This window comes from Paraburkholderia xenovorans (assembly GCF_046030735.1).
Classification (GTDB): Bacteria; Pseudomonadota; Gammaproteobacteria; order Burkholderiales; family Burkholderiaceae; genus Paraburkholderia; species Paraburkholderia xenovorans_A.
The window spans coordinates 19,029-45,442 of the sequence record NZ_JAQQBV010000008.1 but is presented as its reverse complement, the minus strand read 5'-3'; the positions used below and the strand labels follow the sequence as shown (position 1 = coordinate 45,442).

Genomic DNA, 26,414 nt, shown 5'->3' with positions numbered 1-26,414 from the left:
CTTGCGCTCCGCGTCGCATAAGACGCGCGACACGTAGTGACGGCATCCTCACGCGTCAACCCGGCGCCACCCCCGTGAGCTGCGAATACACGTCGTGCGACAACTGCAGCAGCTCCTTGCGATCGATTCCACCCGACACCGCGTAGCCGAAATCGCCGTCGACCCAGTAGAACACGTTCACCGGGCCGTCCTGATAGAGCTTGAACGCAGTGGTGTTCGAATTCACCTGACGGTGCGAAATGCACAGCGTCACGCGTTCGCCGTTCGGCCCGCGATACATGAACTGCGCGGTCGGCCCATCGGCGCCCGGCAGCAGGCGTCCGCCGGACAGCATGAAGCCGCTCTTCGAGAGCATTGGCGGATGCACGTTCGTGCCGAGTTTATTCGACAGCCACTGCACGAAATCCTGCTCATGATCGGCCGTCATATCGACCGGGCGGTCGACGGCAGGCATATAGACGACGTGCGCTATCGCAGCCTGCCGCGCGAAGACTTCAGACGAGTCCGCACTGACCGGGCGCGTGTCGGAATGGCCGCCGCCCACAGGCGCCACGACGTCGTGTCCCATATGCGTGCCCACGCCGATCCCCACGCCCATCACGAGCGCCGCGGCCATCCCCGCGAATTGCGGCCAGTTGGCGGCGATCCGCCAGCGGCGCTTTGCGGTCAAAGGTGCTTGCAGGCGCTTGGGCACGGGCTCGCTCAGCACGCGGTCGTAGCGTTCATGAAACATGTTGTTCAGCGAGAAATAGTCGCTGATGCGCGCGGCCAGTTCGGGGTTCTGTTCGAGCGCGCGTTCCACCGCGACGCGTCGTTCGTCGGACAGCGTGCCGTCCACATACGCGTGCAGTTCTTCTTCGCCGATCGGTATCTGTTGATCGCTCATCGCACCACCTGTAATTTCGCGCCGGGCTGCGTGCCCGCCATCAATGCCCGAAGCCGCTCACGTCCTCGCGAAAGGCGCGACATCACCGTACCGATCGGAATGTTCAGCGCCAGTGCGACATCGGCATAGCTCATTTCCTCGAGGCCGACCAGCAGCACGACCTCGCGCTGTTCCATCGGCAGACGCTGCAATGCGTAATCCAGATCGCGCATTTCCAGCGAACGGCCTTGTTCCGACGGCACCGCGTATTCGCTCTGGTCGACGCTTTCGTCGTCGACGGCCACGTGAACGGCGCGCGCCGATGCTTTGCGCGCCTGGTTCGCGAACACGTTGTGCATGATCGTAAACAACCACGCGCGCAGATCGGTGCCGGCCTGAAACAGCTCGGTGCGGCCGAGCGCGCGTTCGAGCGTGTCCTGTACCAGGTCGTCGGCGAGATCGCGATTGTTGATCAACGCTCGCGCGTAGCGCCGCAGACGTGGGACATGCTCCATCAACTCGTCACGGACATCCATTTTCCATTCCCATCGTGGCGCTTCTCGTGGACGCCGGATTGGCGGCCGCCGGCGGAATTGCCACGCGTATCGGGTGGGCGAACACGGTTGCGCGCATTTTATTCCGTTCCTTTTTTCGACATGCGTTTATTTGCATTGCAGGGACTCAGTGCATCGTCAGTGCGTCGGCGGCGAGCATCAAGCCGTGCGTACGGGCGTCGCCCGCGACCACGAAGCGTTGCCGCTGCGCGACCCAGGTCAGCAAGCGGATCTCGCCGATGCGGCGCGCGGCCCATTGCGGCTGCGCCGGCGCCAGTAGCGCGAACGAGGACAGCACCACGACAGGCTTGTTGTCGCCGTTCAGATAGAGGAATTCGCTGGCGCGCTGGAAGGGCCCGAGCGATAGCACCCGCCGGTCGATCAGCCGCAAGCCGATGGCCGTCAGATCCGGCGCCGACACATCGCCGCGCGTCGGTGTCGCGGCCGGGAACGGCCGGGCGGAGTTTTCCGCGAGCGCCATCACGGCAGCGTTGTTGAGTGCCTGCGCGGACGTCTGCGTGGCGGCGAGCCAACCGCTCGCCGCCGCCAGCAGCAGAAGCAGGGTGACGAGCGCGTTTGCCACTTTGCTGCGGCGCAGGCGCGTGCCGAACAGTCGGAATGAGCGGTCGAATGCGCGATGCCCGCGCGAGGCTGGGCGTGCGAGCGGTTCGTCGATGGGGTCGTCGGTAGTCTGGAAGGCGTTCTGGATCTGCGCGTTCAGCCTGCCGTAGAACGCCACCCGGCGCGCCTCCGCCGGATCCTTGCCGAGATAGTCGCGCAGGAAGGCGGTGCGCTCAGGCGTCAGCGTGCCATCGGCGTAGGCCTGAATGTCCGCCTCGGAAAGCGGCGAAACGGGAGGGGCGTCGGATGGCTTCATGGTGTCTGCTTGCGTCGAGGGGCGGCTGTCGATAGGGCGAACACATGTGGGAGCGGGTTTATTCCAACTGTTTTTCGGCCCGCCAAGCCGGGTTGTCAAGGGATTTCCGTGCTGTTAGCCCGATGGAATAGATCTCGCCCTCGCGTGTTAGCCGATGCGTGTGCCCATCCCACAGTCAAGGAGCCTCGTGACCAAATCCCCTGTTCCCCATTCAACGCCGGTGTGCGTGCCATGCAGGCTCGCGGCGATCGGCGCGGTCGTGCTGGCGCTCGCGGGCGGCTTTGCCTACACCGCCGGCTGGCTGACGTCCGCGCGCCTCACCGCGCCGCGTCTGATCGATACGTTCGAAAAAGTGGCCGGCAAACCGCATCCGGGCTTCCGGCGCAATCATGCGAAAGGACTGTGCGTGTCGGGCTATTTCGACAGCAACGGCGACGGCGCTGTGCTGTCGCACGCGGCGGTCTTCACCGTGGGCCGTACCCCGGTGACCGGCCGTTTCGCGGTGCCCGGCGGCAACCCGTCGGCGCCCGACACGAGTGTGCCGGTGCGCAGCATGGCCTTGCTGTTCCAGTTGAACAACGGCGAGCAGTGGCGCACCGGTATGAATTCGACGCCCGTCTTCGCAGTGCACACGCCCGAACAGTTCTACCGGCAATTGCTGGCCTCGCAACCGGACCCCGCAACCGGCAAGCCGGACCCGGCGAAGATAAAAGCTTTTTACGCGGCGAATCCGGAGACGCAGCCGTTCCGGGCCTGGGTGCAGGCGCATCCGCCGTCGTCGAGTCTGGCGAACGCGGCGTACTACGGCATCAATGCATTCCGTTTCACCGACGCGACCGGCACCACGCGCGCCGTGCGCTGGGCGATGGTGCCTGAGACGCCGTACGCGCCGATCACCGACGCGCAAAAAAGCGCAAAGAATTTCCTGCAAGCCGATCTCGATCAGCGTCTGCAAAACGGACCGCTGCGCTGGCATCTGATCCTGACGGTCGCGCAACCCGGCGATCCGACAGACGACGCGACGCTGCAATGGCCCGACAATCGTCAGCACATCGATGCAGGCACGCTGGTGCTCGAGCAGACGAGTTCGCAGGAAGACGGTGCATGCCGGGACGTCAACTTCGATCCGACCGTCCTGCCGGCCGGCATCAGTCCGTCGGACGATCCGCTGCTCGCCGCGCGCTCGGCCGCGTATGCGCTATCGTACAAGCGCCGCACGCGGGAAGAGGCGTTGCATCCCGAGCTTCATCGAACCCAGACAAGCGGAGACCGCTCATGACGCCGACGCACTCACATTTCAGTCCGCTCGCGCGATTGCTGCACTGGATCATGGCGCCGCTGATCATCGCGATGCTGTTTATCGGCGTGGGCATGGTCGCCACCGTTTCGCACGCGCATGACATGCTGATCGCGCTTCACAAGCCGCTCGGCATCGCGTTGCTGTTGCTGGTGGTGGTGCGCGTGGGCGTGCGTCTCACGCGCGGCAGCCCGCCGCTGCCTGACGATCTGGCGCTCTCGCAGCGTGTCGCCGCGAGAGCTTCGCATCTGGTGCTGTACGTATTGATGGCAGCAATGCCGTTGATCGGTTGGGCGATGCTTTCCGCGGGCGGTTATCCGGTCACGCTATACGGCCCGCTGCATTTGCCGCCGATCGCGCCGCACGACGTCGTGCTCTTCGCGGGGCTGCGCGCGCTGCATACGTGGCTTGCATTTGCATTGTTCGCGACAGTGCTGCTGCATCTCGCGGCGGCGCTTTTTCATGGTCTGATCCGCCGCGACGGCGTGTTTTCGAGTATGGCGCGCGGCGCGCGTCGTGAGCGACGGACTAGCGTCTGACGCGCTCGGAACGCGGATCGTACGGCGCCTTCAGATGCACGGTTGCCGGCAGCAACTCGCCGGCGACGTCGATCGCGTAACTGCCGCTCGTCAGATAGCCGGCATCGGCCGAGCCATCCGGGTTGTTGACGTAGCCCAGCGCCACCGGGCAACCGAGCGTGTGTCCGAACGCGGCCGAACTGACGAAGCCGACCGCCTTGCCGTCGCGCAGAATCGCTTCGCCGCCCCATAGCATGCGAGTTGCGGCAGCGTCGGCGGTGAGCACCACCATGCGGCGGCGCGGCGGCTCGGCGCGCAGTTTCAGCAACGCGTCGCGGCCGCGAAACGGGATCTCCTTGTCGAGCTTGCACGCGAACGACAGACCCGCTTCGAACGGATTCGTATCCGGCGTCAATTCGCGCCCCCATGCGCGGTAGCCTTTCTCGATACGCAGCGAGTCGATCGCATAGTAGCCGGCATTGACGAGGCCGAACGCGCGGCCCGCCGCCTGCAAGGTCTCGTAGACGCCGAGCGCGAATTCCACCGGCACGTACAACTCCCAGCCGAGCTCGCCGACGTAGGTGACGCGGGTGGCGCGCACCGTCGCGTAACCGAGGTCGACTTCGCGGCTCTGGCCGAACGCGAACGCTTCGTTGTTCCAGTCGGCTTTGGAGACGCTTTGCAGCAACTCGCGTGAGCGCGGGCCCATCACGGCCAGCACCGCGTATTGCCCGGTGACGTCGACGAGTGTGCAGTGGCTGTCGGGCGGAATCGCTTTCTCGATCATGTCGAAGTCGCGCGTGGTTTGCGCGGTGCCCGTGACGAGCAGGTATTGGTCATCGGCGATGCGCGTCAGCGTGAAGTCCGATTCGTAGCCGCCGCGTTCGTTGAGCATGCCCGTATACACCGTAGTGCCGGGCGGTACGGCCACGTCGTTGGCGACGAGACCTTGCAGCACGTTTTGGGCATCGCGTCCTTTGACGAGGAATTTGGAGAACGACGTCATATCGAACAACGCGACGGCTTCGCGGCACGCGCGATGCTCGGCGCCACTCCACGGCAGCCAGTTTTGCTGGCCGAACGCGTAGTCGATTTTTGCTTCGGCGGGTGTGGGTGCGAAAAAGTTGGCGCGCTCCCAGCCCATCTTGCTGCCGAAGCACGCGCCGTCGTCGCGCAACATCGAATAGAGCGGCGAGCGACGGAACGGACGTGCACTGTCGAGTTCGCGATTCGGCCACGGCATCGCGTAGTGCAGGCCGAGCGTTTCCTTCACGCGGTCGTGCAGCCAGTTGTCGTTGCCGTTGAAGCGCGCAAAACGGCGGATGTCGACCGGCCACAAGTCCATCGTCGGCTCGCCCGCGACGATCCATTCGGCGAGCGCCATCCCCGCGCCGCCCGCGGATGCGATGCCCATCGAGTTGAAACCCGCGCCGACGAAAAAGCGCCGCAATTCAGGCGCCTCGCCGAGCATGAAGTTGTTGTCCGGTGTGAACGATTCCGGACCGTTGTAGAACTGTCTGACCTGCGCCGTTTCGAGCGCGGGCACGCGTTGCAGCGCATTTTCCATCAGGATTTCGAACTGATCCCAATCGTCGGGCAACAACTGGAATTCGAAATTATCGGGGATGCCGTTCATTCCCCACGGCTTCGCGTTCGGCTCGAAGCCGCCCATCACGAGGCCGCCGACTTCCTCCTTGAAGTAGATGAAGCCGTCGGGGTCGCGCATCACCGGCAGATCGGGATGCACGCCCGCGATGCGTTCGGTGACGATGTAGTAATGCTCGGCCGAATGCAACGGCACGGTCACGCCGCACAGTCGGCCGACCGCTTTCGCCCACTGTCCCGCGCAATTGACGACGATCTCCGCTTCGATCGTGCCTTCTTCGCCGTCCTTGTTGCGCCATGCGAGACCGCTGACCTCGCGTGCTTTGCCGTCTTGCGCGGCACGCGTATGGATCGCCGTGACGCGGGTGTTTTCGACGATGCGCGCGCCGCGCATGCGCGCGCCGCGGGCCAGCGCCTGGGTCAGATCGGTGGGATTCGCTTTGCCGTCGCCGGGCAGCCAGACCGCGCCGAGCAGGTCGTCGGTGCGCATTACCGGCCACAGGTCGCCGGCTTCCTGCGGGCTGATCACGTCGCAGGTCACGCCATAGGCGCGCGCGACGGCGGCGGTGCGTTTGAGTTGCGTCATCCGTTCGGCGGTGCGGGCGACCGACAGCGAGCCGCATTGCTTCCAGCCGGTGGCGAGCCCCGTGTCTGCTTCGAGCTCCGCGTAAAGGGCGGTCGAATAGCGGATCAGCTTCGTCATGCTTTCCTGCGCGCGTAACTGGCCGACGAGACCCGCCGCGTGCCAGGTCGTGCCGCACGACAGTTGGCCCTGTTCGAGCAGCACCACATCGGTCCAGCCCAGCTTCGCGAGGTGATAGGCGACCGAACAGCCGATGATGCCGCCGCCAATGATGACGACGCGCGCGTGGGTGGGGATGGGTGTGGACATGTGTTGATATTGGTTGAATAAGGTGTGTAGATTGCAACAAAAATTATCAAAAAGCAACGAGGCTGGCTTTTTGACAAATGGATCCGAGGTCCAACAAAGTTCAATAACGCGCTGGCAAACGCATAGAGTGTGGTTTTTCGTGGATTGCATAGAGTGTGGTTTTTCGTGGATTAAGGTTGACCTGAATGGGTCAAAAACGAGGCTTTTGCTAAACTCCCCACTCATCCTCCCGCACTCACGCCCCATGTTCTCCACCCAACGCCAAGCCGAAATCCTCCGTCTCGTCCGCGAACAGCGCACCTGCACGATCACCGATCTGGCCGGCCGCTTCGACGTATCCGACGAAACCATCCGCCGCAATATCAAATCCCTGATCGCAGACGGCCTGCTGATCAAGGTGCACGGCGGCGTGATGCTGCCCGAGCGTCTCGACGAACCGCCGTTCGAGCGGCGCATGGTGGCGAGCCGCGAAGCCAAGCAGGCGATCGGCGCGCGCATCGGCGAACTGGTGCGCGACGGCGATTCGCTGATTCTCGAAGGTGGCACGACCTGCGTGCATATCGCGCAGGCGCTCGCCGCGCGCTCGCGGCTCACGGTCGTGACCAATTCCATCGAAGTGGCGCGCGTGCTGGCGCCGCGCAACGGCAATCGCGTGTTCATCGCGGGCGGCGAGCTGCGCCCGGACGACTGCGCGGCGGTCGGCGACAACGTGCTCGCTTTCCTGCGCCAGTTTCACGTGCGCTACGCGATCGTCTCGGTCACCGCGATCGATCAGCAGGGCCGCTTCATGGACGCGCTGCCCGCCGACGTCGCGTTTTCGCTCGCGGCGTTCGCGCAGGCGGAGCAGCGCGTGGTGGCGGCGGATCACGCGAAATTCGGCCATAGCGCGCTGGTGCACGCGTTCGGACCTGACGCGGTCGACCTGCTGGTGACCGACGAGGCGCCCGCCGCCGCGCTGGCCGGCGTGTTCGCGGCGGCGGGGCTGGCGGTGAGCATCGCGGGCAATTCCGAGCAACGCGTAAAATGACCGGTTATCACGAGCAAACGATGCCGTACGGGAACTGACCGGTCGATGCAACCCTGTCATCGCTGATATCCGGGCGACGTTTGCGCGAACGCAAAAGGGAAAGGTGTGCCCGCCATTGCCGGCTTGAATAGGAATACAGCCTGATGTCGTCAGTTTTCTTTGATCGCGAGAGGATTGCGGAATGGCTCGGTGACCACACCGTGGCCAAAGCGCGTTCGGTGGGCGCGGTCACCCAGGTGAAATGGCATGGCAGTACGTTGAGCGGCGACGTGCAAGGCACGCAAACCTTGCCGTACCGCACGCGAGTGCGATTTCGCACCGACGGTGGCAGGCCCTGGGCACAGAGCGACTGCAGTTGTCCGGTCGGCCGAGATTGCAAGCACGTTGCCGCGCTGCTGCTTGCCGAGCTCGCGTATCACGACGAGATGGACCACATCGTCCGGGTCAGTTCAGACGAAAGCGACCCCGCCGATTATTCGCAAGGCACGCCGCAGAGGGCTGTCGAGCCGGCGTCCGGGGTGCGGCCCGAACTGGTGAGCTGGCTCGAGCGCTTTCGTGCGCGCGCCGAAGCTGCGGACGCCGACGCGCAAAAGGCGGGCGCCGCGCGCACCCAGACGCTTGCGTATCACCTGAACTGGTCCAACTTCCACAATCGCCACGAGGTGGTGCTGTATCGCGCGCGCTGCAATCCGGACGGCGTGATCGTCGCAATCGACGAAGCCTGGACCAACGTGGAAGCCGCGCTGCTGAAACAGCCCAAATTCGTCTCCGACGACGACCTGTCGATCCTGCGCGGTTTGTGGCTTGGCCGTTCGCGCGAAGACTTCGGGCAATTCATTCTGCGCGGCACGAGCGGCGCGGAGATGCTGCACAAGCTGATGGCGACCGGGCGTCTGTTCTTCGAATTCGACCAGGTCGCCGGCCATGGCGGCCCCATACCGCTGTCGCGCGGCGCCGACCGGCCTGGGCGCATCGAATGGGAGCCGCTCGCCGACGAGCGGCTGCGGCCCGTGCTGCGGACCGAACCGCGCGCCTCCATGGTGCTGCCCACCGAACCGGTCTGGTATGTGGACGGCGTCGCGAACGAAGCCGGCATTGTCGAGTCGTCGTTGCCGTTCCAGCAGTTGCCCGACTATCTCGCGATGCCGCCGATCTCGCTCGCCGAAGCGCCGCTGGTCGCGTCGGTGCTGCGCGAGATCGCGCCCGATCTGCCGCTGCCGCCCACGCACGACGCCTCCGCGATCCGCGTGATCGACGTCGATCCGGTCCCGGTGCTCACGCTCAACAGCCACGCGTTCCCGGCCTCCAGCAAAGCGGCGATGCGCAAGACCGAAGCGGTCGAACTGGCCGGCGTCAGCTTCGACTACGAAGGCGTCAGCATCAACGTGGACAGCAGCGTCACGCTGGTGCCGATGCCGGGCGGCGACGTGATCCATATTCGCCGTCGTTACGAGGTCGAGAAAAAGCGGCTGCTCGAACTGCGCAAGACCGGCTTGCAGAAAGTCCCGACCAGCCGCGTCTACGCGTCGCGCCTGTTGCCCGACACGATGCTCGGATTGCCGGATGCCGACGCGTGGTCCGGCTTCGTCAACGAGGCCGTGCCGGAACTCGTCGCCAAAGGGTGGCGCGTGACGATGGCGCCGGAGTTCCGCTACAACGTGATCGAGATCGACGCGATCGACGGCACTGCTCATCAGGCCGGCGACGGCTGGTTCGATCTGGAAATGGGGATTCGCATCGGCGAGCGCAACGTGCGGCTCGAGCCGCTGCTCGCCGACCTGTTCCGCCGCGACCGCCGCTGGCTCGGCGGTTCGCTCGAAGCGATCGCCGACGACGAGCCGATCGAACTGAAGACGGAGGAGAACAAGCGTCTGCGGTTGCGCGCCGACCGCCTGAAACCGGTGGTGCGCGTGCTGGTCGACCTGTTCGACGCGCTGGGCGGCTCACTTGCCGACGGCGCGCCGCTGCGCGTGCCGGCCGTCGACGCGGGGCGGCTGGAAGCGCTCGACAGCACCGGCCGCTGGCAATTCAAGGGTGAAGATTCGATCCGTCAACTGGCGCGGCGTCTGCAGGCCGGGCCCGGTCTGCACGAAGTGCCGGTGCCGCGCGGCCTGCGCGCGGAATTGCGCGTCTATCAGCAGCAAGGCCTGAACTGGATGCAGTTTCTGCGCGAACACGATCTCGCGGGCGTCCTCGCCGACGACATGGGTCTCGGCAAAACCGTGCAGACGCTCGCGCACATCCTCGCCGAGAAGGAGGCGGGGCGGCTCGATCGTCCTGCGCTGATCGTCGTGCCGACCACACTCGTGCACAACTGGCGCGAGGAAGCGCGCCGCTTCGCGCCCGAGCTGAAAGTGCTCGTGCTGAACGGTCCGCAGCGCAAGGAGCGCTTCGAGCAGATCGGCGAACACGAACTGATTCTCACGACTTATGCGTTGCTGTGGCGCGATCAGAAGGTGTTGGCGGAGCACGACTACCACCTGCTGATTCTCGATGAGGCGCAGTACGTGAAGAACGCGACCACCAAAGCCGCGCAGGCGATTCGTGGACTGCACGCACGGCATCGGCTGTGTCTGACCGGCACGCCGCTCGAGAATCACCTCGGCGAATTGTGGTCGCAATTCGATTTTCTGCTGCCGGGTTTTCTCGGCACGCAAAAGGATTTCACCAAACGCTGGCGCAATCCGATCGAGAAGAACGGCGACGGCGTGCGCCGTTCGTTGCTCGCGCGCCGTATCCGGCCGTTCATGTTGCGTCGTCGCAAGGACGAGGTCGCCAAGGAATTGCCGGCCAAGACCACGATCGTGTGTTCGGTCGATCTGGAAGGCGCGCAGCGCGATCTTTACGAAACGGTGCGCACGGCGATGCAGGAGAAAGTGCGTGCCGCGGTCAGCGCGCAGGGCCTCGCGCGCAGTCACATCATCGTGCTCGATGCGCTGCTGAAGCTGCGCCAGGTCTGCTGCGATCCGCGTCTCGTGAGAAGCATCAAGACCGGCAGCGACGCGGACGTGAAGAGCGAAAAAGCGGAAAAAGTCGCGCGCGTGATGGGTTCGGCCAAACTCGATCTGCTGCTTTCGATGTTGCCCGAACTGATCGACGAAGGGCGGCGCGTGCTTCTGTTCTCGCAATTCACCGGCATGTTGGCGCTGATTGCCGAAGCGCTTCAGCAGGCCTCGATTCCGTATGTGATCCTGACCGGCGACACGGCGGACCGCATTACGCCAGTCGAGCGTTTCCAGAAAGGCGAGGTGCCGTTGTTCCTGATCAGCCTGAAAGCCGGCGGTGTGGGTCTGAATCTGACCGCTGCGGACACCGTGATCCACTACGACCCGTGGTGGAATCCGGCCGCGGAGAATCAGGCGACCGACCGCGCGCATCGGCTGGGCCAGGACAAACCGGTATTCGTCTACAAGCTGATCGCCGCCGGTAGCATCGAAGAGAAGATCGTCGAGTTGCAGGAGCAGAAGGCGGGGCTCGCGGACAGCATTCTTTCCGAAGACGCCGCCGGTGCCACCAAGTTCTCCGACGACGATCTCGATGCGTTGTTCGCGCCGATGCCGGAAATCGAAAGCGCGCGGTGAGCGGCTTGTCAGCCGGCTTTCACGTCGATAGTTCGATCCAGTCGGTGCCGGGCACGTGCGAGTCGCCGTCGGTTTCACGCAGCCAGCCGTAGATTGCCGAAGCAGTGCCGGCGTTGTCGCCGGTACCTGCAAGCCGCAGCCTCGAATCGCGGACGAAATCGCCACGCTGCCACGTTCCCGCCACCGGCGTGCCGGCTGCGCCGAACTTCGGCGCAGCGACCACCGGCAAGATCAACGCGGCTCCGGCCGGCCCTAACAGCACGTTTCCCAATGCGGCGTTCGTGTAGCGAGATGCAGGCGGATTCGCCGATAGCTCGATGCGGGCGAACGCAGCTTGCGCTGGCGGAACAATGTGTTGCGAGTAGATCGTGACCGTCTGGTGGTGGGTGATGAAACCGTATCCGTTGGTGGGCGAAACGGCGCCGAGCAGGAACACGCCCGAATTCGCCCCTTGCCCGATCAGGCGTTTGCTCGCATCGTGAAACGTTAGCTGGATAGCGAAATCGTCGCCTGCCGGCGTGCTGCCGTTGAGCAGTTCGACATAGATGTCGGCGGAAAAGTCATAGCACGTGGCGGCGTCCACAGAAACAAACCATGCGATCGAATTGCGTGCGCTGAGCGACGCCGCGTACATCCATCTGCCGCCACGCATCACCGGTGTGGCAAAACCGGCTGACGACGCGCGGTCGATTGCATCGTCCGACAAATACGACATCGCGATATGGCGTGTGCCGACCGCCGACGCGAAATCGGGCGCGAGACTCAGCACGGCGTCGGTTCGCGTGGACAGCGAAAACGTTTCGTGACCGCAATGAATCACGCCTACACCTGTGATATTGCGAAGCGTGTAGAGCCGGTGGTCGAAAGTGGCAGTCGTATTGCCGACGGCATTGGTAGTGCCGTCCGCCAATTGCTGGGCAGCACTGAGCGTAAGTTGCTTCGTGAAGTTTCCGCGGCCGATATCCAGGCCGTCGATATCGACCGTCGTGCCCAGATTCTCGATACGAATGAGATCGACCACATTCTTGAACGCCACATAGGGCGGGACATTTTCGCCATTGCACTTTCGTATGCGCAATACACCTTGGGTAGTGCTGAGTTGCGCGATGCCGCCCATCAGATAGCAATGATCCAGGTAAAGATTCGATCCGCCCGAATCCGTTTTCTCGACGATCGCATAGGTGTGTCCTTGCGATACGGGCGGTGCGGAAAGAATGCAATTGCTGAACAGGATATCGCCCGCATTGGCGAGCCGGATGGTGTGCAGCGCCTGTTCATTCGCGTTTTCGAACGAGCAGGTATCGAATTCGATATTGACGCTTTGCGGCCGGCCGATCTCCAATGCGCCGCATTGACTCAGCAGCGGCTTGCCGCTTGCATCGAGCGCGCTCGCGGCCGCGAACTTGCCGTCGGAAAACTCCAATACTTCAGCGCGAAATACGCAACGCGATATTCGCATTTGCGCGAAGTCGACGGTGAGTGTGTCGCCGCCATGAGGCGGGTCGATTTCAATTCCATTGCGCCCGTCTTTGACATAGCGTTGTGCGATGCCCGCTGAAAAACACACAGCTACCGAGCGGATCTCCACTTCATCGAGCACGTTGTGCCAGAAGGTTCCATTACCGACGATGCCGTAGAACGGCGTATACACCGTGGTGCCGAGATATTGGCGGCCGCCCGTCAGCGTGAGTCTTCTCAAGCCGACGAAGCCCTGCATGAAGATCATCGGCTTCTTCACGGTAGTCATCGGCACGCGGCCCGCCCACAGCAGATAGGTGGAATGAGGACCGTCGCCGATCAACGTAATCGCAATGACGTTGTTCGCGACGTTGCTTTGCTGTGGACTGTAATTGTGCGCGAGCTCCAATGTGTCGCTGATCAGATACTGGCCGGCAGGAATATAGATGTTCCTGCCCGTTGCAAACGCGCGCGATATCGCCGACTTGAATGCCGCGGTATCGTCGGTTCGACCGTCGCCTTTAGCGCCGAACTGGGTGACGTTAAGTGGATCGCCGCACGGAAGACACGGCTCGGCGGCCGGTAACGTGGGCAGCGCAGCCTCGCGAACGTCCGGGGTGGAAGCGGGACTTGTCGCGGCCACGGAGGGCGCTGATGCCGCTGATGCCGCTGCACGCTCACCGCTCGAACCTTCCGCCGGTGTCTGCACCTTGCCGCATGCGCCTAATGCCCAACTCGCGAGGCAAGCCCTCAACGCGTCTCTTCTTGAAGGCAATGACCGTCTCCATTCACAGAGAAGAAAAACACAATGCCGCTTCCGAATGACTGTGGCGCCGCGCTACGACATCGCGAGATTCTGACCGCACCACTGCAAGTTCGAGCATACCTGTGCAAGTCATCGCGTACGAGGCCAGAGTGAATCCGGATTGTTCCTGACTCGCCAACATGTTGTCAGCATCAGTCAACCCGGCTTCGATGAATTTAAATCTGTCTATATTCAACGCACAAGCTCATTTGGGTAATTTGCCCGACATTTGTGAGCGATTGCGTGGTTCGCTGCCTGGCGCCGGCTGACGAAGCCGGCACGACAGGTGTCCGTTGCAAAACACTTCGACCACCGATTCCATGAGCCAGGCCGCCGAAAACCGCCCAATGTATTTTGAGCGCGACGAGCGAATTCGCTTCGTCGATCAGTTTGCGTTGTTAATCGAGAACTGGAAATTAGTTGTTTTTACATCGTTTCTGGTTTTTATGGCGGGTCTCGCCTATGCGTATCTGACTCCGCCCACATATCGTGCGGACGCGATCATTCAGGTCGAGCCTGACGGTCCGTCGAGCGGCGATCGCGGCAGAGAACAGGTGGGACAACTCGAAGCGATTTTCAATTCGCGCGGCAAGACCAATGCCGATACGGAAATGGAGTTGATGCGCTCGCGCCTCGTGGTGGCGCAGACTGTGCGTAAGCTCAATCTCGATATCGTGGCAACGCCGCGCTATTTCCCGGTATTTGGCACGCGCTGGGCATCGCGCAGTCAGCCCGGCGATCTGGCTTCGCCGATTCTCGGCTTGTCGCAATTCGCGTGGGGCGGCGAGAAGATTGAAGTCTCGCGTTTCGATGTGCCGCGCTCGCTGGAGAACGTTCAGTTCACGCTGATTGCGAAGGGTAATAACCAGTTCGATCTTATGAACGGCAATGGCGTGAGGTTCGCCACTGGCGTGGTCGGCACACCGTTACATGTGACGAGCGCGTCCGGTCCGATCGATTTGAAGGTCGACACGCTGATCTCGCAGCCCGGTTGCGAGTTCCGTCTCACGCGTGCGTCCACGCTGGAAACCATTACCGCGCTGCAGGAAGCACTCTTCATTGCGGAGCGGACCAAGGAAACCGGTGTGGTGTCGATGTCGCTCGACGGACACAATCCGGCGCATATTGCCAAGGTGGTCAATACGGTCGCTAACGAGTACATCCAGCAGAACATTCAGCGTCGTTCGGCCGAAGCACAACATTCACTGGATTTTTTGCAGGGCCAATTGCCGGTACTGCGCACGGAGCTCGAACGCTCGGAACAGCAGTACAACGAGTTCAGAAACAGTAAGGGAACGGTCGATCTCAGCGAGGAAGGCAAAACGCTCGTCAAGCAGGTCGCCGACGAACGGGCCAAAGAAGTGACGCTGATGCAGCAGCGCGCGGAATTGACACAGCGTTTCACCGCATCGGCCGCATCGGTTAATGCGCTCGATGAACAGATCGCAATACTGAGGCAGGAGCAGGGTTCGCTGGCTCAACGCGTATCCCGGTTGCCCGATACCGAACAGCAGGCGCTGCGTCTCGAACGGGACGTCCGGGTCAATAGCGAGCTTTATACGAATCTGCTCAATAGCGCGCAGCAGTTGCGCGTGATCGAGGCGGGGCAGATCGGCAGTGTCAGACTCGTCGACACCGCGATGACACCGGAGAAACCCATCAAGCCGAAACGGACGCTGATCATGTTCGGCTCCGCGCTGCTGGGCTTGATTCTGGGCGCGGTCGCAGCGCGTGTGCGCTCCGCGTTACGCGACGAAGCGGACCGCTCGGTCGAAATAGAGCGCGTGTCCGGCATTCCTGTGTTCGCGGTGGTGCCGCGTAGCGCGCGGCAGGCTTATATCGAGCGTCGTGTACGGCGCGGGCGCGAAGTCGAACGCGTACTGGCGATGAACGCGCCGCAGGACACCGCGGTGGAAAGTCTGCGCGTGCTTCGAACCGCTCTCGACGGAAACGGTGCGCCTGTCGCACTTGGAGCTGGAGGTGTCGTAATGATCACCGGCACCCGGCCGGGTGCGGGCAAATCTTTTCTCTCGGTCAATTTCGCGGCCGTATCGGCGGTAGCGGGGCGGCGCGTTCTGCTCGTCGACGGCGACATGCGTTGCGGCGATCTGCATGCGCAGTTCAAACTCGGCTACCGCGCGGGACTCTCCGACGCGCTCGCCGGACAAGAGGTGACCGGCCTGATCGTGCACGACGTCATGCCCGGAGTCGATCTGTTGACCCGCGGACTCATCAACGCGGCGCCGGATCATCTGCTGCTCGGCGGCGCGGCGCAGGAAATCTTCGACACGCTGGCTCGCGCTTACGACATTGTCATTGTCGACACGCCGCCGGTACTCGCGGTCACCGATGCGAGCTTGCTCGGAAAGTTTGCGAAAACGACGCTGCTGGTAGTCCGGCACGGCAGTCATTCATTCGAAGAGATCGCGGAATCCAAAAAACGTTTGGGACAGGTGGGTGTCGCGGTAAGCGGCATTCTGGTCACGGATGTCCGGCAAACGTCTTACGGATATGCATCCGGTTACGCGAAGTACTACACGTCACAGCATGGCGTATTGGGACAGGCCCGTGCATAACGTGCGTAACGTGTTTAGCGTCGGTAACCTGGGTAACGCAGGTAACGCAGGTAACGCGCTTCGATGATCACTGGCCCCGTCTCGCGGCATGTTCAGCGGCGGATCGTTCATCGCTTTCGGCTTCTCGCAACCGAGGAGGTCGACGCATTGTTGTCATCGTCCAAACCATGAGTCGCATGTTCCATCGAATTTCTCTCGGGCTCGGCGCGAATCTCTTCGGACAGGTCGTGACAGTCGCTATCCAGTTGTTGTCGCTGCCGATTTTTCTGCAGTTCTGGAGCCTGTCGCGCTACGGCGAATGGCTGATGTTGTCCGCGATACCCGCGTACCTGTCGGCAATGGACGTGGGGATTCTGTCGGTCGGCATGAACCGGATGGCGATCCTTGCCGCGGGCGGTGACGTCGCATCCGCGGAGCGCATCTTTCAAAGCATGCTGGCGTTCGCGCTGGCGGCGATTGCCGTAGTGGGCGCGATCGTATTGCCAGGGTTGTGGTTGTTCAGTTTCGGCGACTCGGGTGTGAGCGTGGAGCACCGGGTGGCGTTGTCGCTGCTGATCGGCGCTTCTCTTGCGTGTGTGCTGAGTGGATTGTTCGAGTCCGTGTTTCGCGCCTGCGACGACTACCCGATGGGGATCATCGCGTTGAATCTCGGCCGCGTGGCGGAATGGCTCGGCAGCATTGTCGGCCTTGTCGTGGGACGCTCGCTTGCCGATGTGGGCATCGGATATTTTCTGGGCAGACTGATCGCAAATCTATTGACGTGGTTGTACATCCGGCATCGTTATCCGCAATATCGCTGGAGTATCAGCGGCGCAAGCAAAGCGGAATTGACCAGCATGGTCGTTCCAGGCTTGTCCTATATCTCGCTGCCGGCCGCCAATGCGTTGAGCCTGCAAGGAATGGTGCTGCTAGTGGGCAGCATGTTCGGCACGCCGACACTCGCGATCTTCAGTGCTTATCGGACACTGGCGAGAATCTGCTTCCAGGCGGTCAACATGTTGACCCGGGTTCTATGGCCTGAATTTTCACGACGTTATGGCGAAGGCGCTTTCGCGACGATGCGCGGGCTCTACCGATACGGCACGATGGCGACGATTGTCGCGTCGATCGGCGGCGCACTGGTTCTTTATGTGGCGGGCCCGTTCGTGATCAAGCTCTGGACGCATGGGCGGATCGCGTACATTCCGCATCTTTTTAACATCCTGCTTCTCGTGACCGCGTTCTCAGGTTTATGGCAGGTGGGATTGATTCTGTTGACGGCCGTCAACAAGCTGGGCGCGGTATCGATCATTTATGTCGTCGCATCCGCACTGAGTCTGGGTTGTGCTTTCCTCGCGGGTCGCAGCTACGGGCTGGAAGGCGCGGCACTCGCAATGATACTCACCGAAGTAGCGATGGCGGGTACCTGTTATCTCTACGTAAAGGCCTTTTTTGACGAGCACAGTAAAAGCTGCTCCGCGTCCCTTGTGACGCAGTGATGTAACACATTCAAATCTTACTCAAAAAATAGCCGCATATCGGTATGGGCGAGGCATTTTTCTTCTAAATAAGTATAACTAATTAATTACTGAATTATTGCTGGAGATCCGGATGTTTAAGGTCATCGTCTCAAATGGCGTATTTCGCTTTCACCTGGTAGCAGCCGCGATGGAAGCGGCGAGGAGAGGCGCACTCGACATTTTTGTGACGGGTGCCTATCCGAAAGGACGCTTCGCGCGTTATTGGCTGGCGAATTTCGGAAAGAAATCGGCACGACTCGCGCGTTTTTTTGACCGCGCATCGGAAAGTGTGCCGGACGAAAGGGTCGTGTCGATCTGGAGCGCGGAGCTGCTGATTCAAGCCGGCGTGATATTCGGCAGAATATTCGGGCTTCATGAAGTCAACGAACGTTTGCAGGGCGCGGGCCTGCAGATATACGGCAGGCTGGCGTGCTGTGCTGTCGAACGCAGCAATGCCGATATCTATCATTTTCGTGCGGGTTACGGCGGCCGCTCGGTCGCATTGGCGAAAGCAAAGGGAATGCTCTGCCTGTGCGACCACTCGGTGGTGAGTCCGCTCGTCTTCGATTTCATGGTGGAGAACGGCGGAAAACTGCCCGATCGCGAAACCATGGCCGCAACGAAGCTATCGCCGATGTGGAAGCGCGTACTCGCCGATATCGAGGCTGCGGATCACATACTGGCCAACTCGGAACTGGTTAGAACCACGCTGATCTGTCATCGCATTCCGCGCAGAAAAATCAGCGTCATCTATCAGGGGCTGGACGAGAAGTTCATTGCCGGCATTCCGCGCGAAATAAGCCGCAACGGGCCGGGACATCTTCTTTTCGCAGGCGAAGTATCGCGGCGAAAGGGCTTCGACGTGATCATCCAGGCGCTCGAAAAAATTCCATCGTCGGAATGGGTGTTGACGGTAGCGGGGAATGTGAACGAAAAGGCGACCCAGGATTACAGCGCATTTCTACGGCGTGAAAACGTTCGTCATGCCGGTTTCGTATCGCGTGAGGCGCTCGCCGAACTGATGGTTGCGACACCGATTTTCCTGTTTCCTTCGTTGGCCGAGGGCTCCGCCCGTGTGGTCTTCGAAGCACTCGCGTGCGGTTGTTACGTCATCACCACGCCCAATGCCGGCAGCGTCGTAGAAGACGGCCGGCATGGGAGCCTGGTGAAACCCGGCGACCCGCACGCGCTTCAGGCCGCAATTCTGGCGGCTCTCGCCAATCCGTCACGCGTTCAGGAGGTAGGCGCAAGCAACCGGAGTTTCGTGCGCACGCACTACGGCCAATCATCGTACGGGGATCAACTGGACGCGCTCTACAAGCGTCTGCTAGGGCACGCAGATGCCGTTTTGCCTCATGGCGCCCGTGTTGGCGCCGTGTCCGCGCGGCCACTTGCGTTGAGCGATCACGATCCGCTCGGCCCTGAGGCTTTCTCTACCGCTGCATCTTTGGATACTCATGAAAAGGAGCAGGGATGAACAAGATCTCCGTTGTCACCATTTCCTACAACAAGGGCAAGTTCTTGCGACGATGCATCGACTCGGTATTGTCGCAAACCGGCGTAGCAGTCGAGATGATCATTGTCGATCCGGGCAGTACGGACGATAGCCGTGCGATTATCGACTCTTATGGCGACAAAGTCGTGCGTGTGCTGGAACCGGACAATGGTCCCGCCGAAGGGCTGAACCACGGTTTTAACCGGGCCACAGGGCACATCTACTGCTTTGTCAATGCCGACGACTTCCTGCTGCCCGGCGCGTTGAGTTTCGTCGACCGCTTCTTCGAGCGCGAGAACAAAGTCGCCGTGCTGCACGGCGGCGGCTATATCGCCGACCAGGAAGACGCACTCGTCAGACGCTACTTTCCATCTCATTTCGGTAAGCGGTTCTTCGCCTATCAGGCGATCAATCTCTTTCAGCAAGGGTTCTTTTTCAGGGAGTCCGCATATCGGGAGGCCGGTGGCTTCAACATGAATAACCGCGTGTGCTGGGATGCCGAACTGTTCCTGCAATTCAAGCTGCGCGGCATGCGTTTTTATGGTGTATCGCGTCCGTTGGGTGCATTTCGTCGCTATGAGGAAACCATCACCGGTGGCCCGGACTACATCCGCAAACTGGATGCCGAGTACATCCGGCTCTTTGCAGAAGCGATGGGGCGCGGCAGAGCAGCTTACGACAGAACGCTTGCTCAGGCATTCTGGGGCGCCAAGCAATTCACCATTCTCTTCATCATGCTTCGATCGTGGGTGCGTGGGTATGCCTGATCGAATCCCTCGCGGCGATGAGACGCCGCGTGCGCTGCACGCGATCAATCTTTAGCGGAATCGAACGATGAGAATTGCTTACGTCACGCCATACGATGCGCACGACCCCAATGCCTGGTCAGGCGCGGGATATCAGATACCGAAGGCGCTTGCGGAGGCGGGCGCCGAGGTCATCTATATCGGCGGCCTGCGCAAACGTCCCAGTCCGCCGGCGTTCACGCGAGCGGTTTATGCGCGGCTTGCGGGTAATGTTCATCAGCTCGAACGGGAACCTTCGGTGGTACGCCGCTATTCGGCACAAGCGCAACAGCGCTTGAAAGATCTCGCGGTCGACGCGATTCTGTCGCCGGGATCGATCGCGTTGACGTATTTGCAGACGACCGTCCCGAAGGTCGTCTGGACCGACGCCACCTTTTCAGGTCTGATCGACTACTACCCCGAGTTCAGAAAAATGACGGGTCGCAATCGCCGCGACGGCGACGCACTCGAGCGAACCGCTTTGCGCTCGTGCGCGTTGAGCGTGTTCAGTTCCGACTGGGCGGCAGAGTCGGCGGTCAGGCTTTATTCGCTGAATCCGGAGCGCGTGAAGGTGATCCCGTTCGGATCCAATTTCACGAGCGGTCTCGATGAGTCGAATATTCGCGAGCTGACAACGCGACGCCTGAGCAGTCCGCAAGTCAGACTGCTGTTCATCGGCCTTGCATGGGCACGCAAGCGTGGCGACTTTGCACTCGCCGTGACGCGGGAATTGCGAGCACGTGGGATTGACGCTCAACTCGATATCGTGGGCTCGAATCCGGGAGCGGGGGAGTCGTGGGCAACCGAGTATGGCTTCCTTTCCAAGAGCAATCCCAAGGATGCGGAAACCATCCAGCGCTGTTTCTCGGAAGCGGCTTTTCTCATTCATCCCGCGGTGGCGGAATGCAATGCCAATGTATTTTCGGAGGCGTGCTCGTTTGGGCTGCCTATTCTGGCCAATAGAACCGGTGGTATACCGACATCGGTGCGGCCTGGCGAGAATGGGCATTTGTTCGAAACAGGAGACTCGCCTGAGCAATGGGCCGACTTCATCGAGCAGACGCTTCAGGATCAGTCGCGCTATACGGCTCTCTGTATGGGCGCATTCGGCCAGTTCAGTACGCGGTTACGCTGGTCTGTAGCGGGCGCGACTATGCTGCGTTCAATTGAAGCTTTGATACACCGCACTCCGGAGCGAATCGCGTCGGACCTGTGTGCGCTACCGAACCTACGCGACGAGGAAGGATGGTTGAACTTACAAAGGTAATTGAAAGTAAGATAACCTTGGTGGTGCCGCTAGCGAGCGAAAAACCAGCGCAGAAGGAGTATCGGCGTCATGCACTTCCCGCGTATGCTTGAAACGTGGATGCGGATCGAGCAGAGGCTGTCGAAGCGTATATACGATACGTTGCCTCAGGCCCCCGCAGTGGGCGAAGATTTGCTCGTATTGTTCAATGGCAATTCCGGAATCCATTCTCTTTATAAAGTACTGCTCGCTTTAGAAACGCCGCATATCCAGATAGTGTGGATATCGCCGCACGATGGGCAGGCTCGGCTTCTTTGCGAGTCTCATGTTGCCGTTCCGGAAAGGTACTTTTTCTGCGCGTCGTTGCGGCTTTGCATGGGCCGTTACGAAACGCTTCTTGCGAGAGCGCGTGAGCGCAAACACGATCTCGACCAATGTTCGCCGATAGTTCTTCCGCGCATACAACAACCGGCGGTGCAGGTTTTTTCCGCGGAAATCGTGCGCTTCGCCGTTCGTCATCTGAGTTACCGGCTTTTCAGGAAGATCTCGGCCTTATTTGTTAGAAGGGAGCATTGGGCGCTCGCCGCGATGTCAAGCAACGACTACACGGCTTCGCGGCAATCCGATGATACGTCGCGTGATGAAACTGAAACGCCATGGCGGAAGCTCGGAGGGCGCCCGGATCGTTTTTACGCCGATCCATTTCTCTGGCTCGATCAGTCCGGCCGCTATCACTTGTTCTTCGAAGATTTTCCCTACGACGAAGGGCGTGGCGTCATCAGTCACGTGCAGATCGATGCATCGACGCGCCGTATGATCGGAGAACCTCGCGTGGTACTGAAACGTCCCTATCATCTTTCTTATCCGTACGTTTTCGAATACGAAGGAGAAGTCTTCATGATTCCGGAGACTTCGGAGAACAGAACCGTGGAGGTCTATCGGGCAAATGCATTTCCATCCGGCTGGGAATTGCACCGGATACTGCTGACCGACGTGATCGCCGCGGATACCACGCTCCACGTGGAAGACGGCAACTGGTGGATGTGGACGAGTCTCGCGCGCGATGGAGAGCCCAACTACGATGAACTATCGGTGTATTACGCGGACAGTCCGTTCGGACCCTGGACACCGCATCCGATGAATCCGGTGATATCGGATTGCCGTTGCGCACGTATGGCGGGCAAAGTGTTCAGAGACAGGAACAACAGACTCGTGAGACCCGCGCAGGATTGCGAGAAAGACTATGGCGCATCGCTGCGCTTTTGCGAAATCACGGAACTCACCAGAACGACCTATAGGGAGCACGTGATATTCAGCTGGACAGCACCGAGAGCTTACGACGGCGTGCACACGTGGAATGCCGCTGGGGATCTGGCTATCGTGGACGTCAAGAGCCGGCTTTGGCATTGGCCCGGGCGAAGCGTTCCGTTTCCACGGATGGAGGAACTAGAAAATGAAGATCGCGATTTTATGCTTCGGCCGACTTGGCCGGGGCGGGATGGAGACAGTGATCAGCGGCGTACTGAAGGAGATGGTCCGGCAAGGGCATGAAGCAAAACTGTTTCTTCTCGGAGGGTCGTATCACGAGGAATGGCTGGCGGGATTGAATCATCGCACGATAGGTCGGGTGAACGAAAAGCGCTGGCTCCGTTACTTCAAATACGCGACGGTGCTGCCCGCGATGCTGAGAAATTTCAAGCCCGACGTGATTGTCGGCGCGGACGGCCCGGCGTTGCAGTTGGGCTGGTTGATTCGTCGCGTCTGTCTGCCGTCCGCGCCGATCGCGTCGTGGATGCATGGGCCGATCGTGCCGGCTATCGAACCGGCGCTGCATCTCGCCGATTTCCATCTATGTATTAACTCGGATAACCAGCGGCATTTGCGAAACGATCCAGCTGTGCGAGGCCGCAATGTCTACCTGATACACAATCCGGTCGAGGTGGACCGGGATCTGCCGTCGATTCTCAGAACGGAGAACGCTGCGCATTTCGTGTACGTCGGCCGGCTGACTTACGACAGCCCGAAGAACGTTCGCGATTTCATTCGTGCGCTCGGCATGACCGGTGGGAACTGGAGCGCGTCGATTGTCGGAGATGGACCGGACCGGGAGCGCCTGATGTCGCTTGCGAGCGAACTGGCGATCGACGGGAGGATGACGTGGCTCGGCTGGCAGGAGCGGCCTTGGGATCATGTGGAGTCCGCTTCCGCGCTGGTCATGACATCCGAATACGAAGGCTTTGGCATGGTTCTCGCTGAAGCCATGGCAAGAGGCGTTGCCTGTGTCAGTTCCGATTGTGCGGGAGCGCGGGATATCGTTCAGAACGACGTGAACGGTTGGCTTTTCCCGGTGGGCAATACGGCCGCGCTCGCGGCTATTCTCGGCGAAATCACTCGCGCGGAACGCCGGTTGCCTCGTGTCGATTCGGTGCGTGCGTCCGTGGCACGTTTTTCAGCGTGCCGAGTGGTGGAAGCGATGGTGAATGCGTGCCTCGTCGAAAGGGCAGCCCGAATGGGTTCGCCTGTCAAGGTCATTGCGGAGTGAGTTCAGCGAGTTCCGCACGCTGATCGTCACGCGTCAAATACGCGTCAAATACGCGTTATGCGCGTTAAGAACGCTCTTCCGACAAGCGTCGAGTGTCCGGCACGATAACTCGTCGTGCGCGTCGCGGCTGCAGCATGCGGACCGCGACGTTGCGTAGAGCCAGCAGCACCATCGGAAACAGATAGAACCACGTGATCAGTATGATCGGCCCGCGCATGACCAGATAAAGCGTGATCAGCGCGGCGAGATAGAGCCCGCATTCCACGCCCAATGGCCTGATTGCGCGCACCCGGTCGTACATCCGGTAGGCCGTGCGCGTCAGCCACAGATAGCCGAGGTTGTAGAGCACGATACCGAAGAAGCCTGAATCGATGATCCGGTCAAAGAGAAAATCGAAGTACATCGGCATCTTGACGATATGAGCGTCGTACAGCAGCGCGGATACGTCGAAATTGGGTTTTCCGGGAAATAGCGCGCGTGGGGTGAATGAACTCACCACCTGCATCAGGTAGTACCCGTTGTGATAAATGTGATGGTCGATGATGTACTGAATGTAGCCGAGGTACTCCAGCGTCGCGTCGGCATGCGTCAGATAGTTGCTGTTCTCCGCGGTCGACATCAGCGTAGGAAGCGCGCGCATGTCGCCCGTCACGGCTTCGAAAAGCGACATGTGCATCTGCTTCTGCCAGTCGGCGATCAATGCGACGGCCAGCAGTGCGGCTATCAGGAAAGCGGTTCGCAAGGAGAAGATTCGTCCATCCATGCGTGGTCGCGTGGCGAGTGCTGCCAGTCCGGTCACCACCATCGGCACCAGCATGCTGGTCCGGTTCGCGGCGCCTAGCGAAAAAATCGCGCTGGCGTAAGCGCCCGATAACAGTAGCGCGATCCAGCGTCCGCGGCGTGCATAAGAAAGCTGATTGGTGGCAAAAGCCACCAGCATGAATGAACTGAGCATCGATGCAATCGGCAGAGAAGAATCCCATTGCACGACGATTGCGTAACCGACGCTCACTACGAGGAAGGCAAAGAACCGCAATCGTTCTCCGTGTACTTCCGGCGTGTCGATCCGGAGCTCGGCAACGTGGACGCGGTCTTTCCAGAACAGCAGCACGAGAAAAGTCGAAGCGGTAACGCCATAGCTATACAGGCTCATCGCGCCGCCAAACGGCTGAATCTGCGTACTGTCGCCCTGTAATAGAAAGAAGATGCCCGAACAATGATTGGCCGCCCATACGCTCAACGCGAAAAGATAGATGACCCGATAGTCGAGCAGGTCCCGATAGCGTCTCGCGACCGCAATGAACAGGCTGAGCGGGAACAGCACGCTCGCCGCGGCGCCCCACGCCGGATCGGCAAGCGTGAGAAGCGGTGTTTCGATTCCGATCAGGATCGGTATCAGCGGCACGTGTCCGATGTGCGATCTGTGAGGCGTCTGAGCGGGACTTGTCGGTTGACGCAAGGTCGATACTCCGGGGTGGGTTCGCAAGCGAGTGGTTCTCGCTTCCCGTTCAGGCGCGGGGACGCGGATTATCCGCAACCAGGTTTTGCGCAATCACCTCGGCACGGGCTCGATTGCGGAATTCGCTCGGCGATATGCCGAAGCGTTTGCGAAAGAGTTTCGCCAGTTGTGCACCGTTGCCCATGCCGCTGCGGCGTGCAATTTTGTCGATCGGAAGATCGGATTCGGCCAGCAACTTGCATGTGCGATTCAGGCGAGCGCGCAACAGGTACTCGGACGGCGTCAGGCCTGTTTCGTGCCGGAAGCGGCGCAGGAAATTGCGCTCGCTCATCGCTACGGTTCGCGCGGCGTCGGCCACGGAGATCGGCTGTTCGCAGTTCTCGGTGAGCCACTGCGCGGAGCTGCGTATCTTTTCATCGCCGAGTGCTCTTTCACTCGGCGTATCGATGCAGATACGCCTGACGTTCTCGGCAATGACGAGATGAATTTCGACGGGGCGCGCGGTGGCCGCGCCCAACTCGTTGTTGACGAACATCCACGCCGGCGCGACAAACTCGCGATGCTCCTCGCCCGAACTCAGGATGGAGGCGAGGCGCGCGCGCGTATGCGACGCGAGGAGTAGCCGCAAATCGTCCGCACCTTGCGCGCCAGTCGGCCCGATCGGCACGAAGTGTTCTCCGGTCAACGTGTCGGGATCGGCTTCATGGTCGATTGATGCCGGGACTGAAGGGGACACCGGCTGGGACACCGACGCAGACACCGAAGGGGACACGATAGCAATCTGCACATTCGAATCGCCGCGGCGATTTGACTGCTGTTTTTTGTCGGGCGGCGGCCACGCGACGTGGTCGGATTTGTTCATCGGGTCTCCCGGAAAACGTCACGATTGCTGGTATGGCTGTCCAGGACTGCGGCAAGCTGTCTGCCAGATGAATCCTGTGATTCGGATAACCAGACAACTTGAAAGATTGCCGTACATCGCACTGCGCGAAGATATTCACGGCGTGCAGCGCGAATTCAAAGTCGAAACAGGATCGCGCGCTACTGTTGGCGCGTAGTTACCGGTTTGTTCGCTACTCGGGGTGAAGCTATCAGGTGGGACCTTCGTACTGAATAATCTATCCAGCCGTTGATTCCACGACAGTGCTGTGAATTCAGATTTCCCGACGATCTGAACATCTGATTTGTCTAAGTTAATTCCGCTCAGTGAGAGGAATAAGAACCGACGAATAGAACCGCGAATGAATCGATGTGCACAGCGGGCGCGATACAGCGATGCGGATATCACCGTGCTGAATCACGGGTACTTCTGCGAGCCGGGAGCATGTCACGT

Annotated in this window: 18 protein-coding genes; 11 read left to right on the top strand and 7 right to left on the bottom strand. The window is 60.9% G+C overall.

Annotated features, from left to right (window positions below):
* Window positions 1-55: 55 nt before the first annotated feature.
* From PQQ51_RS09845 to PQQ51_RS09835, 3 genes are all read right to left on the bottom strand, one after another.
* Window positions 56-886 (bottom strand): anti-sigma factor family protein, encoded by an 831-nt coding sequence (locus tag PQQ51_RS09845; protein ID WP_408496585.1) that lies wholly within the window; start codon window positions 884-886, stop codon window positions 56-58.
* Window positions 883-1,401: a sigma-70 family RNA polymerase sigma factor gene (locus PQQ51_RS09840; RefSeq protein ID WP_408496584.1), complete on the bottom strand. Its 519-nt coding sequence runs from the start codon at window positions 1,399-1,401 to the stop codon at window positions 883-885. The genes PQQ51_RS09845 and PQQ51_RS09840 overlap by 4 nt, the downstream gene beginning before the upstream one ends.
* A 145-nt stretch (window positions 1,402-1,546) precedes the next feature.
* Window positions 1,547-2,296 carry an anti-sigma factor family protein gene (locus PQQ51_RS09835; RefSeq protein WP_408496583.1) on the bottom strand — a complete coding sequence of 250 codons (750 nt, stop codon included), beginning with the start codon at window positions 2,294-2,296 and terminating at the stop codon, window positions 1,547-1,549.
* A gap of 187 nt (window positions 2,297-2,483) precedes the next feature.
* Here PQQ51_RS09835 and PQQ51_RS09830 point away from each other — a divergent pair, with 187 nt between their 5' ends.
* Window positions 2,484-3,575: a catalase family peroxidase gene (locus PQQ51_RS09830; RefSeq protein WP_408496582.1), complete on the top strand. Its 1,092-nt coding sequence runs from the start codon at window positions 2,484-2,486 to the stop codon at window positions 3,573-3,575.
* Window positions 3,572-4,132 (top strand): cytochrome b, encoded by a 561-nt coding sequence (locus PQQ51_RS09825; RefSeq protein ID WP_408496581.1) that lies wholly within the window; start codon window positions 3,572-3,574, stop codon window positions 4,130-4,132. Before PQQ51_RS09830 ends, PQQ51_RS09825 begins: the two co-directional genes overlap by 4 nt.
* Here PQQ51_RS09825 and PQQ51_RS09820 read toward each other — a convergent pair.
* Complete coding sequence (locus PQQ51_RS09820) at window positions 4,122-6,608, bottom strand: GcvT family protein (protein WP_408496580.1); 2,487 nt, start codon at window positions 6,606-6,608, stop codon at window positions 4,122-4,124. The two genes, PQQ51_RS09825 and PQQ51_RS09820, sit on opposite strands and share 11 nt — an antisense overlap.
* 244 nt (window positions 6,609-6,852) lie before the next feature.
* Between PQQ51_RS09820 and PQQ51_RS09815 the strand changes: the two genes are divergently transcribed.
* Window positions 6,853-7,635, top strand: a complete 783-nt coding sequence (locus tag PQQ51_RS09815; RefSeq protein ID WP_408496579.1) for a DeoR/GlpR family DNA-binding transcription regulator — start codon at window positions 6,853-6,855, stop codon at window positions 7,633-7,635.
* A gap of 143 nt (window positions 7,636-7,778) precedes the next feature.
* Window positions 7,779-11,216: a DEAD/DEAH box helicase gene (locus tag PQQ51_RS09810; protein ID WP_408496578.1), complete on the top strand. Its 3,438-nt coding sequence runs from the start codon at window positions 7,779-7,781 to the stop codon at window positions 11,214-11,216.
* Between the two features lie 19 nt (window positions 11,217-11,235).
* On the opposite strand, the gene PQQ51_RS09805 is transcribed toward PQQ51_RS09810, so the two are convergent.
* Window positions 11,236-13,449 carry a glycosyl hydrolase family 28-related protein gene (locus PQQ51_RS09805; protein WP_408496577.1) on the bottom strand — a complete coding sequence of 738 codons (2,214 nt, stop codon included), beginning with the start codon at window positions 13,447-13,449 and terminating at the stop codon, window positions 11,236-11,238.
* Window positions 13,450-13,826: 377 nt separating this feature from the next.
* Here PQQ51_RS09805 and PQQ51_RS09800 point away from each other — a divergent pair, with 377 nt between their 5' ends.
* From PQQ51_RS09800 to PQQ51_RS09770, 7 genes are all read left to right on the top strand, one after another.
* The gene (locus PQQ51_RS09800) at window positions 13,827-16,055 is read left to right on the top strand and encodes a polysaccharide biosynthesis tyrosine autokinase (protein WP_408496576.1); all 2,229 of its coding nucleotides are present in this window, start codon (window positions 13,827-13,829) and stop codon (window positions 16,053-16,055) included.
* Between the two features lie 176 nt (window positions 16,056-16,231).
* Complete coding sequence (locus PQQ51_RS09795; RefSeq protein ID WP_408496575.1) at window positions 16,232-17,533, top strand: lipopolysaccharide biosynthesis protein; 1,302 nt, start codon at window positions 16,232-16,234, stop codon at window positions 17,531-17,533.
* A 97-nt stretch (window positions 17,534-17,630) separates the two neighbouring features.
* Complete coding sequence (locus PQQ51_RS09790) at window positions 17,631-19,031, top strand: glycosyltransferase (RefSeq protein ID WP_408496574.1); 1,401 nt, start codon at window positions 17,631-17,633, stop codon at window positions 19,029-19,031.
* On the top strand, window positions 19,028-19,816 hold the full coding sequence (locus PQQ51_RS09785; RefSeq protein ID WP_408496573.1) for a glycosyltransferase family 2 protein: 789 nt from the start codon (window positions 19,028-19,030) through the stop codon (window positions 19,814-19,816). The genes PQQ51_RS09790 and PQQ51_RS09785 overlap by 4 nt, the downstream gene beginning before the upstream one ends.
* A gap of 67 nt (window positions 19,817-19,883) precedes the next feature.
* Window positions 19,884-21,101 (top strand): glycosyltransferase family 4 protein, encoded by a 1,218-nt coding sequence (locus tag PQQ51_RS09780; protein WP_408496572.1) that lies wholly within the window; start codon window positions 19,884-19,886, stop codon window positions 21,099-21,101.
* A gap of 69 nt (window positions 21,102-21,170) precedes the next feature.
* Window positions 21,171-22,631 carry a glucosamine inositolphosphorylceramide transferase family protein gene (locus PQQ51_RS09775; protein WP_408496571.1) on the top strand — a complete coding sequence of 487 codons (1,461 nt, stop codon included), beginning with the start codon at window positions 21,171-21,173 and terminating at the stop codon, window positions 22,629-22,631.
* Complete coding sequence (locus PQQ51_RS09770; RefSeq protein ID WP_408496570.1) at window positions 22,579-23,622, top strand: glycosyltransferase; 1,044 nt, start codon at window positions 22,579-22,581, stop codon at window positions 23,620-23,622. The genes PQQ51_RS09775 and PQQ51_RS09770 overlap by 53 nt, the downstream gene beginning before the upstream one ends.
* A gap of 64 nt (window positions 23,623-23,686) precedes the next feature.
* On the opposite strand, the gene PQQ51_RS09765 is transcribed toward PQQ51_RS09770, so the two are convergent.
* Both PQQ51_RS09765 and PQQ51_RS09760 read right to left on the bottom strand, forming a co-directional pair.
* A complete protein-coding gene (locus tag PQQ51_RS09765; RefSeq protein ID WP_408496569.1) occupies window positions 23,687-25,081 on the bottom strand; it encodes a hypothetical protein in 1,395 nt (464 codons plus the stop codon).
* A 49-nt stretch (window positions 25,082-25,130) separates the two neighbouring features.
* Complete coding sequence (locus PQQ51_RS09760) at window positions 25,131-25,943, bottom strand: helix-turn-helix domain-containing protein (RefSeq protein WP_408496568.1); 813 nt, start codon at window positions 25,941-25,943, stop codon at window positions 25,131-25,133.
* Between the last annotated feature and the right edge of the window lie 471 nt (window positions 25,944-26,414).